Origin of the sequence: Stenotrophomonas sp. HMWF003 (assembly GCF_003061285.1) — a bacterium.
Classification (GTDB): Bacteria; Pseudomonadota; Gammaproteobacteria; order Xanthomonadales; family Xanthomonadaceae; genus Stenotrophomonas; species Stenotrophomonas maltophilia_AP.
Genome location: NZ_QAIW01000429.1, coordinates 1 through 11259, shown reverse-complemented (window position 1 = coordinate 11259; position 11259 = coordinate 1). Strand labels below are relative to the sequence as shown.

At 64.7% G+C, this 11259-nt stretch carries 13 protein-coding genes and 1 tRNA gene; 4 read left to right on the top strand and 10 right to left on the bottom strand.

The window, feature by feature from the left end; genetic code table 11:
• Window positions 1-175: 175 nt before the first annotated feature.
• Entirely contained in the window at window positions 176-526 is a 351-nt protein-coding gene (locus DBR34_RS18465) for a ligand-binding protein SH3 (protein ID WP_128097861.1), read from the bottom strand.
• Between the two features lie 198 nt (window positions 527-724).
• On the bottom strand, window positions 725-1306 hold the full coding sequence (locus tag DBR34_RS18460; RefSeq protein WP_128097860.1) for an NAD(P)H-dependent oxidoreductase: 582 nt from the start codon (window positions 1304-1306) through the stop codon (window positions 725-727).
• 125 nt (window positions 1307-1431) lie between these two features.
• Here DBR34_RS18460 and DBR34_RS18455 point away from each other — a divergent pair, with 125 nt between their 5' ends.
• Window positions 1432-2424 (top strand): LysR substrate-binding domain-containing protein, encoded by a 993-nt coding sequence (locus DBR34_RS18455; RefSeq protein ID WP_128097859.1) that lies wholly within the window; start codon window positions 1432-1434, stop codon window positions 2422-2424.
• A gap of 83 nt (window positions 2425-2507) precedes the next feature.
• On the opposite strand, the gene DBR34_RS18450 is transcribed toward DBR34_RS18455, so the two are convergent.
• The 4 genes from DBR34_RS18450 to DBR34_RS18435 form a co-directional block, all read right to left on the bottom strand.
• Entirely contained in the window at window positions 2508-3845 is a 1338-nt protein-coding gene (locus DBR34_RS18450; RefSeq protein ID WP_128097858.1) for a hypothetical protein, read from the bottom strand.
• Between the two features lie 131 nt (window positions 3846-3976).
• Entirely contained in the window at window positions 3977-5320 is a 1344-nt protein-coding gene (locus DBR34_RS18445; RefSeq protein WP_181394066.1) for a HAMP domain-containing sensor histidine kinase, read from the bottom strand.
• Window positions 5321-5336: 16 nt separating this feature from the next.
• Window positions 5337-6050, bottom strand: a complete 714-nt coding sequence (locus tag DBR34_RS18440) for a response regulator transcription factor (protein ID WP_128097856.1) — start codon at window positions 6048-6050, stop codon at window positions 5337-5339.
• A 26-nt stretch (window positions 6051-6076) separates the two neighbouring features.
• The gene (locus DBR34_RS18435) at window positions 6077-6877 is read right to left on the bottom strand and encodes a MipA/OmpV family protein (RefSeq protein ID WP_128097855.1); all 801 of its coding nucleotides are present in this window, start codon (window positions 6875-6877) and stop codon (window positions 6077-6079) included.
• 275 nt (window positions 6878-7152) lie between these two features.
• Here DBR34_RS18435 and DBR34_RS18430 point away from each other — a divergent pair.
• Window positions 7153-7242: transfer RNA gene (locus DBR34_RS18430), tRNA-Ser, on the top strand.
• 69 nt (window positions 7243-7311) lie between these two features.
• On the opposite strand, the gene DBR34_RS18425 is transcribed toward DBR34_RS18430, so the two are convergent.
• A complete protein-coding gene (locus tag DBR34_RS18425) occupies window positions 7312-7959 on the bottom strand; it encodes a hypothetical protein (RefSeq protein ID WP_128097854.1) in 648 nt (215 codons plus the stop codon).
• Between the two features lie 232 nt (window positions 7960-8191).
• Window positions 8192-8764: an XRE family transcriptional regulator gene (locus DBR34_RS18420; protein WP_128097853.1), complete on the bottom strand. Its 573-nt coding sequence runs from the start codon at window positions 8762-8764 to the stop codon at window positions 8192-8194.
• Between the two features lie 112 nt (window positions 8765-8876).
• On the opposite strand from DBR34_RS18420, the gene DBR34_RS18415 reads away from it, so the two are divergent.
• Together DBR34_RS18415 and DBR34_RS18405 are read left to right on the top strand one after the other, a co-directional pair.
• On the top strand, window positions 8877-9767 hold the full coding sequence (locus DBR34_RS18415; RefSeq protein ID WP_128097852.1) for a DMT family transporter: 891 nt from the start codon (window positions 8877-8879) through the stop codon (window positions 9765-9767).
• 429 nt (window positions 9768-10196) lie between these two features.
• On the top strand, window positions 10197-10544 hold the full coding sequence (locus DBR34_RS18405) for a hypothetical protein (protein ID WP_128097851.1): 348 nt from the start codon (window positions 10197-10199) through the stop codon (window positions 10542-10544).
• Between the two features lie 37 nt (window positions 10545-10581).
• On the opposite strand, the gene DBR34_RS18400 is transcribed toward DBR34_RS18405, so the two are convergent.
• On the bottom strand, window positions 10582-10776 hold the full coding sequence (locus DBR34_RS18400) for a hypothetical protein (RefSeq protein WP_128097850.1): 195 nt from the start codon (window positions 10774-10776) through the stop codon (window positions 10582-10584).
• A gap of 77 nt (window positions 10777-10853) precedes the next feature.
• Window positions 10854-11259: H-NS family nucleoid-associated regulatory protein (locus tag DBR34_RS18395; protein WP_308812565.1), on the bottom strand; the 406-nt coding region annotated here is incomplete at its 5' end.

The window sequence follows — 11259 nt, the reverse complement described above, 5'->3', positions numbered from 1 at the left end:
TGGGCGGTCTGGACACCATCGCCTGATCCACGAAAAACCCGCCGAACGGCGGGTTTTTTGTGTGTGCCTCGCCTCGGCGGGGGCGGCGGCGGGGGGTAGAGCCACCCCATGGGTGGCTGCGCGGGTGGCCGCGGCCCGGTCCGGGGATTACGTTCAGCCACCCATGGGATGGCTCTTAGATGGCCTGCAACACCCGCAACGGCACCCACCCTTCAATACCGCCGCCCATCGGCGCGCACCACGCCCAGCCGTTCAGCACGCGCCCACCCAGCAGCACCTGATCCGGGTCCACGTCCAGCTCGCGTGCGCAGTAGTCTTCCTGCGCAAACGCATCGCCCTGCGCATCCCGCCCGATCACTTGCGCCGGCACCCAGCCCGGTGCCTGGTCGGCGGCTTCGCACAGGTACCAGTCGTCCCAGCCTTCCGCGCCTTCATAACGCTCGCCCACCTGCAGCGCCTGGCCACGCGCCAGCGTGATGGGGTGGGGGAATTCACTCCGGTGCGGAGCAACGACCAGATAGCGCATGCGGGTCCGTCCTGAACTTGGTAGGCGACCAGCCTAATAAAGCGCTCACGCCCCGCCCAGCACCAACGTCGCAGTTGCGCCATTGAAAAAGAAGATGGCCCCAAAAAGGGGCCATCAGGCGCAACACCGGCGGGGGAGGGAAAACCGGTGCTGCGCGCCACGCCGCCACGACGAGGAGGAACGGCGTGGTGTTACACCTTAGGCAGCAGCCAGCTCACGCGGCTGCGGCAGCGCGGCCAGCGCCTGGGCGATGGCGTCGGTGCGGTGCTGCGGCGAGTAGGCGATGCCCTCGGCGCGCACGAATTCGACATCGTCGATCCCGAAGAACGCGAACACCTGGCGCAGGTACGGGTCCTGGAAGTCGGTCGGGGCGCCGGTGTGCAGGCCGCCGCGGCTGCTGGCCACGATCACGCGCTTGCCGCCGGCCAGGCCCACCGGGCCGGTGTCGGTGTACTTGAAGGTCTTGCCGGCCACCGCCAGGCGGTCGATCCACGCCTTGAGGGTGGAGGCCACGCTGAAGTTGTACATTGGGGAGCCGATAACCACCACGTCGGCGGCCAGGAACTGCTCCAGCACCAGCGCCGCGTCGGCTACTTCCGCCGCGTCGGACTGGGCCAACGAGCTGCTGCGCAGGTGCGCAACGGGCTGAGCGTCCAGGTCGCGGTAGGTCACTTCCAGGTCCGGCACCTGGTCGCGCCACTGCTGGACCACGGCGGCGGAGAGCTGGCGGGAAACCGAGTTGTCGCCAAGGACGCTGGCATCGATGTGAAGAAGCTTCATGGCAATCACCTGTTATCTGGGAAGGGGCGGGCAAGGCGCCGCCGACGGAGAACAGGTTAGGTTGTTGCTTGGCTGGGATAAAGGTGGTTGAATACCACGTATTGTTCTATATCTGGAACTTCGGTATGCACGACCTAAACGATCTCTACTACTTCGCCATGGTGGTCGACCACGGCGGTTTTGCCGCGGCCGAACGCGCGCTGGGCATCCCCAAATCCCGCCTGAGCCGGCGTATCAGCCAGCTGGAAACCGACCTCGGCGTGCGCCTGCTGCAGCGCTCCACGCGCCGCTTCGCCGTCACCGACGTGGGCACCAGCGTGCACCGCCACGCCCAGACCATGCTCGCCGAGGCCCAGGCCGCGCGCGAAGTGGTGGACCGGCTCAGTGCCGAGCCCCGCGGCCTGGTGCGCGCCAGCGTGCCGGTCTCGCTGGCGCAGATGCAGCTGCCCAAGCTGCTGCCCAAGTTCCTGGCGCAGTACCCCAAGGTGCGCCTGCAGCTGAACATCAGCAACCGCCGCGTGGACATCATCAACGAAGGCTACGACGTCGCCCTGCGCGTGCGTTCGCGGCTGGACGATGACGGCAGCCTGGTCATGCGCAGCTTCGGCCAGGTGCAGGAACTGCTGGTGGCCAGCCCGAAGTACCTCGACCGCGCCGGGCGCCCCAAGGACCCGGACGAACTGGCTAACCACGTCACCCTGAGCATCAGCGAAGACGAAGCCCGCCAGCGCTGGGAACTGCATGGCCCCGATGGTGCCGTGCGTCGGGTGGACCTGCAGCCGCGCGTGGCCGGGTTCGACTTCCCGCTGCTGCAGAGCATGGTCAAGGACGGTTTCGGCATCACCATGCTGCCCGAGACCGTCTGCGCCGACGCCGTGCGCAGCGGCGAGCTGGAAGTGGTGCTGCCGGAATGGTCGCTGCCGCAGGGCGTGTGCCACGCCGTCTTCGCCTCGCGCCGCGGCCTGCTGCCTGCCGTGCGTGTGTTCATCGACTTCCTGGCCGAACACCTGCCGCCGCAGCTGGAGGCCTCGCGCCTGGATTGCGGTGGCGCGTGCGAGCGGGCCAAGGAGAAGATCCGGGCCAGTGCGCTGGGTGCGTTGGCGGTGGATGCGGGCTGAGCCGCTGCCATTGGCGGAGGGCTGGATTGAACGCAAACGGCCCCGGGTGACGGGGCCTTTTTGATCGAGTCAGCGGCAGCCTGTCACCCGCAGGCCCAATCCAGCTCCATTTTCTCCAGGTCCATCTGTGCATTCCCGCCACCGAAATTGAAGCCGCCAAAATACTCTTCGAACTCCAGGTAGTGCGGCCCGAAGTCAGGGTAGCCCTGGTTCGGAATCATGGTGCCACCCAGGTGTGCAGGTGCGCGCCAACGGCCTAGATCAAGCGCGACGCCCTTGTCGCTGTATGCGGGAACATAGCCACTCAGCGTGCACTCGTGCTCCCACTCGCGAGCCGGTTTGCCGACATTTGGGTCGTTTTCGCGCAACGACGATCGAATGGGCCGGGCGATGCTGATGCCGGATACGCATCCCACCTCCGCACCGTGCTGCGATGTCTGTTCGTCGCATGTGTACGCCCAGACGTCAGGGAAACACTCTGCATAGCTCTGCGTCATCCAGCCTGGCGCACCGGTCAGATGTGCAGATGGAAGCATCGGTGGCAGGCATAGCGGCGCGTCGAACTCCTTCTGCGTCAGCCAGATGGCCGTGTAGCGCGTGCCTAGAATGTCTTCCATGTCATGTTGGCGAGGGTGCCGGGCTTGAAGGTGTTGCCAGAAAGGAAGAAGCGCCTCGTCGGCGGGTGCCTCCGGGGAAAGTGCAGCATCAAAAAAGGACGTTACCTCTTCGTTCGCTTCCAGTTCCTCGAACTGATCATCGACAAACAGGCTCAGGCAAGCCAGATGCTGCCCTTGTGTGCGGTACTCCGGCGGGAGGTGCAGGGTGAATGCATGTCTCATGGGGTGACCGGACACAGGGCTCAATGGCCACTGCTGAGGTGTGATGCCCGGAGGAAGGCCGAGCGCCCATCCACCGGCCCATTCGGGGCCGCGTGCGCGCATCGCCAGCTCACGTTGGGGCTCGAGCGTCAGGTCAAACGCGTGAGTCAGGGAGGGAACGGCGGCTGGAAGCTGCCGGTCTCGATAGACGGGCAGGGGCTGGGATAGCTCGATGCTCCTGACTACCTCCTCATGAACACCAAGCTTCAGGCGGAATCCGTCGTCCGTGATGTCGGAATGACGTGACCACCCTTCCAGTTCATCGTCGTCCCTGTCTGCAGGCTGCAGCGTCGGGCGCACATTGCGGGCATCGGCAAGCGTCATGCCGATATGTAATCCGTCGATCACCCCATGCCCCGGAAAAGTACGCAGGAACGTGATGTAGCCAAGGCGCCCCTCAGCATCGAGGCGTGCGCTGACGCTGTCTGGCGTGCAGGTCAGGTGTCCGTCCTCTCCTGGCGGCACCCAATGCTCTCCGAAAGCGCTGGCCACGGTCTCCAGCGACATCAACGGACGAAGGCGGGCAAGTTTCAGCACGTTCATTGGGCAGCTCGGGCATGGTCTTTTGGCAGGCATCTGACAATGCACGAACTGGCTCGCGTTGGGCACGCAATTTGTTGCAAATCTGCCTTTTGGTGCGGTGGGTGCGGGTAGGCGGCCGAGCGCGTTGCGTATCAGGGCACAAGGCTAGACGGGGAAGCAGGCGCCGTACCCGTCTCCACGACAAATCGCGCGCCACCGCCTGGAGCGTCTTCATACCGAAGGCCCCACCCATGCGACGTGCAGATCTCCAGGCAGATCGCCAACCCCAGCCCCGCGCCGGTGCTGTCACGGGGATTGGCGCGCCAGAAGCGCTTGAACAGCAGTGACTGGTGCGCCGGTGTCACGCCGGGGCCATCGTCCTGCACGCTCAAGCCCGCGGGGAACACGTCAACGCGCACCTGGCCGCCCACGGGCGCGTGGTGGATGGCGTTCTCAATCAGATTCTTGGCCAGCACGAACAGCGCCGACGCATCTGCCGGCAGAAGCACGTCGCCGGCCTGGTCGTGCACATCGACGCTCACCGAGCGTTGCCCGGACACGCGAACCAGGTACCCGGCCGCATCCTGGATGATCTGCGCAAGGCGAACCGGCGCGAAGGTGTAGTTGTGCGCCTCGCTCACTTCGGCAAGGTGCAGCAGCTGATGAATCTGGCGCGCCATGTGCCCGGCGTCCTGCAGCAGCACCTCCCTGTTGGTGGCGCTGCTCAGTTCAATTTCGGCCGTCAACAGCGACAGCGGTGTTTTCAGTTCGTGCGCCGCCGATGCCAGGAACTCCTGTTGCACGCGGAAGCCGTTCTCCAGGCGCACCAGCGCGGCGTTGAAGGCGTCGATCAACGGAATCACTTCCGAGGGCAGGTTTTCCGTGCGGAGCCGTGTGCCCAGGTTCCGCGGCCCTACCTGCGCAGCCACCGCCGAAACCTGCCGGAGCGGGCGCACCATGCGTCGAATGGTCCAGTACACCGCGATGGTGAACGTGAGCAGCGCCAGCAACAGGGTCACCACGGCCGCCCGAAGGTACAGCCTGCCGGCATACTCGCTCAGCGTTTCCACGAGTCTTTCGCTGCGCGCCACCCGCGCAGTGTAGTGCTGGCCCCGGCAGTCCACGGGCGCCTCCATGACGTAGAGCCGCGTGGCAATGCCGTTGCTTGTGACGGTCATGCTGTTCACGCCGGATGGCAACGCCTTGAGCACATCCAGCGCGGGACCGGGCGAACTCTGCAGTACCGTGTGCCCGGCAGTATCCGTGAGGAGGTAGGCCGAGTCCTTGGTCATCGCATCGTAGGTAGCGTTCTGTGGCTTCAGCACCACCTGCAGGTTCCCGGCTGCATCGGTGCGCAGGCCTTCGGTGATGTGCTCAAGCTCTTCCTGCACTTCGGCGCGAAGCAGGCGGTCTGGTTGCCGTGCCGAGGTCAGTTCCCGCATCACCAGGCCGGCCACCAGCGCCGTGACCAGCACCGCCAGCATCGTGCCGGTCATCAGGCGGCCGGTAAGGCTACCCAACATCGGAACGGAGCAGCGAGAAGCCCAGGTTACGGACGTTGAGAATGGTCAGCGGGGCGTCGATCGCGCCCAGTTTTTTCCGTAGGCGATGCAATGCCACGTCCAGGGCATTGGGCGTCACCGCCTCTGACACGCCCCAGGCTGCCGCTTCCAGCGCGGATCGCCGCACGATCTGGCCGGCGGACCGCACCAGCAGGATGATGAGCTGCAGCTCGGCCGGTGCCAGGCTGACCTGTTCCACCTGATGACGCATGCAGCCCAGCTCCGGCAGAACCTGCAGGCCATGGTAGGCAAGCTGGGGCGCGCGGTATTCCACGGGACGACGCATCAGGGCACGCACGCGCGCGGTGAGTTCCTCGATGGCGAACGGCTTGGGCAGGTAGTCGTCGGCCCCCGCGTCAAGACCGGCCACGCGATCGTGCAGCGCATCCTTGGCAGTGAGCATCAGGCACGGCAGCTGGTTGTCGGCGGCGCGCAACCGCTTGATCAGCGTCAGGCCGTCGCCATCGGGCAGGCCGCGGTCCACGATCGCCAACGCGTAGGGCAGGCGAAGCAGGCCGTGCCACGCCGCCTCAAGCGTGGCAAACGTATCCACGGCGATGCCGGCTGCACCCAACCCCCGCTCGACCAACATGGCCAGGCGAGGGTGGTCCTCCACCAGGGCGACGCGGTTGGAAACGGCCGGGATGGGCAAGGACAGGGCCATGGGTGCGCAGCGTCAAGTATGGACGATCAGAAGCTCCGCGAGATTCCCAGGCGCACCCCGGCCGACCCGTTCGTGTCTGGCTCAAGCAGCGGGCTGTGGGTCAGTTCGCTGGGCAGGAACCTGTAGTCCACGCCACCGAGCACCCGCCACTTCTCGCCCACAGGGCGGGAGAAGCTGATGCTCACCTGTGGCACCACCGCCGAACCCGGCTGGTAGCGCGGCGCCCCCCGGCGGACCTCTTCATCCAGGGTGCCGTAGTAGTAGTTGACCAGGTCGCTGGACATCCAACGCACCCCCGCGCCAGGCACCACGGTGGTGCGGCCCCACTGCAGGGCGTAGGCGTAATCCACGGCAAGCTCATACCCGCCGCTGGCGTTGGTGACGTCGGCAAGGGCACTTACCTTGAGCTCGCCGGCGCTGCCGCGCCAGCTGGCGGCCAGGCCCGCATCCAGCGCGTCGTCCCGGTCTTCCAGGATGGTGGCGTCCAGGCCATTGCGGGCGAGGCCGGCCCGGGACAGATCGCGGATGTCGAACCCATCGAACCGGCCGGCCAGCACCGCGTCCAGCGAGAAGGCCTCGCTCTGCACCAGGTGGACGCCGCCGGAAATGCCCCGCCAGAAAAAGCGGTCGCCGTCGTAGGTGACCAGTGGAAGCGGGCGGACACGGGTGCCTTCGCCCACGTAGGGGCTGTCGCGGACGGCGACGGCCACGCCCACTGACCAGCGGTCATCCTTGGCATCGGCGAGCAGGTCGGCGCTGCTGGAAACGCCTTGGGCCAGGACAGTGGTGGGGGCAAGCAGCGAAAGGGCGAGCACAGACTTGAGCATGCGGAGGGCGTCTTGGGAGGGCGCGCTGAGCTTTGGCTGGCTGGACTTACACGGAACTTACTGCCGGGGCGGCCATCGGTCCTGGTTCAGCCAATGTGAACGAGGCGCGTCTGGATGGCGGGTGCGGTGGGGTCGGGTGGGCAAACCTCACCTGAAATGCGAGAATGCGACCCCCGGCCAGTGCCGGGGAGCCATGCCGGAAGGGGCGCTGCCCCGACCGGATGCCCGGGTTGCAATGACCCGGGCACGCGGGGCGCGGAGTGCGCTACCGATACGGAGAGATGGCCGAGCGGTTTAAGGCACCGGTCTTGAAAACCGGCGAAGGGTCAAACCTTCCGTGGGTTCGAATCCCACTCTCTCCGCCAGACTCCTCCAATGCCCCTCGCCGCCTTGCGACCTGGTCACAGCAGGGGTTTGCCAGTGGCCGATAGCCGTCAGCCTGCAGCCTTGGATTCCAGCTGAGCGGTCAACAAGCGGGTCAAGTTGCGTCGCGCAAAGTAACCCTGCAGCTGTCGCGCTTTGATGGTTCTTGCCTTCAGTCGAGCGTGGCCATCTGCGCGATGCTCAATGCCGTAGCAGCGCGAAGCCCCACATAGCTCTGCCTGGCTCGCGGTGACCGTCACCACGGTCACTTCCAGGCTGGTGAAGGCGGTCTCGGCGGCGATGTCCGGGTTCTCCGTGCTGGCGCGCTCGATCAGGGTCCGGAATCGCCCCAGGTCACGTTCGCCGCCACTACTGAGCGCCCCCACGTTGGTCGCACGGCGCACATCATCATCGTCCCCGGGAGCAGCGTGGCTCCATCTCTCTGTGCGTTCGGGAATGACCGCGCGCACGACCTTGCCGGCAGGGTCGATCAGATCGATAACCACATCGAGCAGGTAGACCGGTTCCAGCCCCAGGTTGGTCACGAAACAGTGCGCATCCAGGTCCTTGCCCGCGCCCGACGTGATCAGGATGGACGGTCGCTGCTGCCGGCGGTAGCTGCGCAGGAAAAAACTCAGGTAGACGACCCAGATCAGCGCCGTCACGCAGGTCATGGCGGCGGTTATCAGGGGCGCGAAATGAAGCAGGTTCTGAAGCACGTTCTGGTTGATCCCATGGGTCGACGCATGTAGGCACGCTGCCGGTCATATTCGCCCTTGAACCGCTTGCACCCCGTGAAGCGCCTCGCTCCCGCGGGCCTGGCTCCCCGCAATCCATGACCGGGTCGATCTCGACGGGGCGGTCTCTACTTACTGAAGTTGGAGTGGCTCTCCCGTCCGTCTCGATCGCGATGCAGCAGGCGTGGGAAAAAAGTAAGACCCGCGCCGCGCCCTACGTATGCTCGATCAACATAATGGCGGTGGTTCCGGCTTCGAGCGCTTCGAACGTGTGGGGCTGGTCCGCTGAATAGCTCGCGTAGTCGCCTGCGGACAGTTCGACGGGGTGGTCGGTCGGCCCCAGCTGGGCTCGCCCGCGACACAGCACGACGTGTTCAATCGTGCCGGGCGGATGCGGTTCAGACAGGCGAGGCGCGCCAGGCTCGACCGCGAGCCGATAGAGATCACGCTGCACACCTATTGGACAGACTGCCAGCAGGGTGGCCGCGTAGTGGGCCTGCTCCGACGCCACCGTGGCACCTTCATTGGCGCGGATGACCTGGACGCGGGTTTTTGGTTGGGCAATCAACCGCGTCACCTGGACGTCCAGGGCCATCGCCAAGGTCCAGAGCGTCTCCAAGCTCGGGTTTCCGACACCCGCCTCAAGCTGCGACAAGGTGGATTTGGCGATGCCAGCTCGCTTGGCCAACTCGGAAATGGACAGGCCCATGCGCTCACGCTCCCGTCTGAGCGACGCGGACAGCAGGCCGATGGGCGAGGGCGGGGCAACTGGGGAAGAAGAGGGCATTTTGTTCTCTATCGGAAACGATTGTTCGGTTTGACGAAAGTCGTCGTTATGGACATCATATCGTCCAAACGTTTGACATGTCGAACGACCTGCCTTCCTAAAGGATCTGCCAATGAACATCCGGACTCGGGGAATCCTGGAGATGACCACAGCGATGGTCATCTCCGGCACGGTTGGCTGGTTCGTGCTCGAAACCCGGATGCCGCCTGCTTCCGTCGTGTTCTGGCGCTGCGCTTTCGGAGCGGGCGCCATGCTGTTGGTCTGTGCCGGCTTGGGTCTGTTACGCCGGGGCGTATTGAATCGAAGGCAGGCTGGACTGGCAGCGGTAGGCGGCGTCGCGTTGATCGTCAACTGGATCCTGCTGTTTTCCGCCTACGCGCATGCGTCCATCGCGGTGGCTACCGTGACCTATCACACCCAGCCCTTCATGCTGGTCGCCATTGGTGCGCTGTTCTTCGGCGAAATGCCGACGGCGAACAAGGTCGGGTGGCTGAGTGTGGCCTTTGGCGGGGTTGTGCTCATCGTCATCGGTGGCCAGCAGGTGGGCTCGCACGCGCCGGGCTACCTGTCCGGCATCGGCTTGGCGCTGGCGGCTGCGTTCTTCTATTCCATCGCTGCGGCCATAACCAAGCGTCTCAAGGAGGTGCCACCGCACGTGATTGTCGTCATCCAGATGATGGTGGGCAGCGTGCTGCTGGTGCCGTTCGCGACCTGGCCCGATGGTGCGCCTTCGCCGCATGCCTGGGGACTATTGATGGCGATCGGTTTCGTCCACACCGGCCTGATGTCCACACTGCTCTATGGTGCGATCCAGAAGATACCGACCGCGCTGGTGGGTGTTCTCTCGTTCGTCTATCCGATCGTCGCCATCATTGTCGATGCCTGGGCGTACGGCCATCTGCTGGGCGCGGTACAGGTCGTCGGCGCCGTTGCGATCTTGGCGGCCGTGGCAGGAATGAATTTCGGGTGGACGCTTTTCCGGCGCGAACGCAGGAGCCCATAGCCTGGGCTGGAACCTCGGGACGACACTAAAAAGGCCGCCATCGAGGCTCTTGTCGCGTTCTTGAAGCCGAAAGCCAAGGTCCATGGCGCGTTCGGACCTGGCCCGTTGGTATCGGACCACATCGGAGAAGCCGCCTCCTCCATCACCACTAGCCCCCAGCCTCGACGTTCAGCGAAGTTTTTTGGTGCGCCTTTGGTTGTGATGCGGAAAGCGTGCCGAGGCGACTGGTGTATGCGCCTCCCTCACCACTTGAGTCGGTCCGAGACCAGTCGTTGGTCTTTGGTCCAGCGTGTTCCTGTCGGCCTTCATGGCGTGCTCGACTGCCGGCGGATCACGATATGAAAAATGTTGCATTGCGCGAGGCGTGAGGGCCGGGTATATAAAAAGGCACCGCCGACCAGCTGGATTGCAAGATGGAAGCCCGCAGCAATGAGCTTTGACATCATTATTTTGAAGCCTACAGATCTGAGTGAAAACGATCTGTCTGCGGTTGAGGATGTGCTGGATATTGGATCCCCTGAGGCCGTGATCACATTTCTGGAGCAGGTGTTCCCTGGAAGCGCCCACGGTGCATTTTTGGATGGTGAGCGCTACGCGCTCGAGTCTGCTCAGGCTGGAGATCCAGTGACCTCCATCCACCTTGCTCTCAGATACGGCCAAGCCTGGTCTGAGGCGGCCTGTTCTGATTTCATGGACCTGCTCTCGAGGCTCTGCGAATTGCTCCAGTCAGTCGCTTTTGCGGTCTCCGATAACTCACGGATGGCACCTCCCTGCTAAGGATAGAGAATCGCGCCATCTGATCGCCAGCCTGGATTCACTTGGCCGCAATGGATGCCTGGAGCGCTGCAGCCAACGCGGCGTCGCCGTTGACCAACTCGGTCCACTGCAGTTCCACTCCCTTTCTCCGCCCCTTCAGCACGAGCTTGAGCCCGCTCGGGTCGATCGTCAGAGTGTACGTATCGTCGCCGACCTGCAGTTCTCTACGGATCGCTTTGTCGAGCGGGGTCATGTCCAGCTCCTGCTTGAAGGGGGGGGGCGGGACGAAGGTGCCGGCGCTGGAGAATGCCTGCGATCTTGCCGCCGTACTCAGGCCGGGTAGGCGGGGAATCGCTCGCCGGGGTGGTGCTTCTTCCATTCGGTATGGGCGACGGTTCCTTCCCAGGCGAGGAACGCTGCGGGTGGGCGTCCACGTCCAGACCACGTCTCACCACTGAAGGGCAGCCAGAATCGGGGTGCCAGGGCTTCCTTTTGAGCCTTGGGGACCTTGGGAACCTTAGGGGCCTTGGCCTGTTTAGGCGCCTTCGGGCGAGCGCTCGCGCCAATCGCTTCGCGGATCCTGCGCTGCTGCGCTGGGCTGAAATCCTCGAAGTAAGCGTCCAGCAGCAGGCCTACGCGCTTGTACGCTTCCTTGGTCGCTGCACGGAGAAGTGCCTTTTCAGTTGCTGTTCCCGGCAGGATCGCGCTGGCAGGGACGTCCAGTGGCGATGCGGAG

Coding starts and splice junctions, on each gene's coding strand:
- DBR34_RS18465 (WP_128097861.1), bottom strand. CDS start 526: ATGCGCTATCTGGTCGTTGCTCCGCACCGGAGTGAATTCCCCCACCCC.
- DBR34_RS18460 (WP_128097860.1), bottom strand. CDS start 1,306: ATGAAGCTTCTTCACATCGATGCCAGCGTCCTTGGCGACAACTCGGTT.
- DBR34_RS18455 (WP_128097859.1), top strand. CDS start 1,432: ATGCACGACCTAAACGATCTCTACTACTTCGCCATGGTGGTCGACCAC.
- DBR34_RS18450 (WP_128097858.1), bottom strand. CDS start 3,845: ATGAACGTGCTGAAACTTGCCCGCCTTCGTCCGTTGATGTCGCTGGAG.
- DBR34_RS18445 (WP_181394066.1), bottom strand. CDS start 5,320: ATGACCGGCACGATGCTGGCGGTGCTGGTCACGGCGCTGGTGGCCGGC.
- DBR34_RS18440 (WP_128097856.1), bottom strand. CDS start 6,050: ATGGCCCTGTCCTTGCCCATCCCGGCCGTTTCCAACCGCGTCGCCCTG.
- DBR34_RS18435 (WP_128097855.1), bottom strand. CDS start 6,877: ATGCTCAAGTCTGTGCTCGCCCTTTCGCTGCTTGCCCCCACCACTGTC.
- DBR34_RS18420 (WP_128097853.1), bottom strand. CDS start 8,764: ATGCCCTCTTCTTCCCCAGTTGCCCCGCCCTCGCCCATCGGCCTGCTG.
- DBR34_RS18415 (WP_128097852.1), top strand. CDS start 8,877: ATGAACATCCGGACTCGGGGAATCCTGGAGATGACCACAGCGATGGTC.
- DBR34_RS18405 (WP_128097851.1), top strand. CDS start 10,197: ATGAGCTTTGACATCATTATTTTGAAGCCTACAGATCTGAGTGAAAAC.
- DBR34_RS18400 (WP_128097850.1), bottom strand. CDS start 10,776: ATGACCCCGCTCGACAAAGCGATCCGTAGAGAACTGCAGGTCGGCGAC.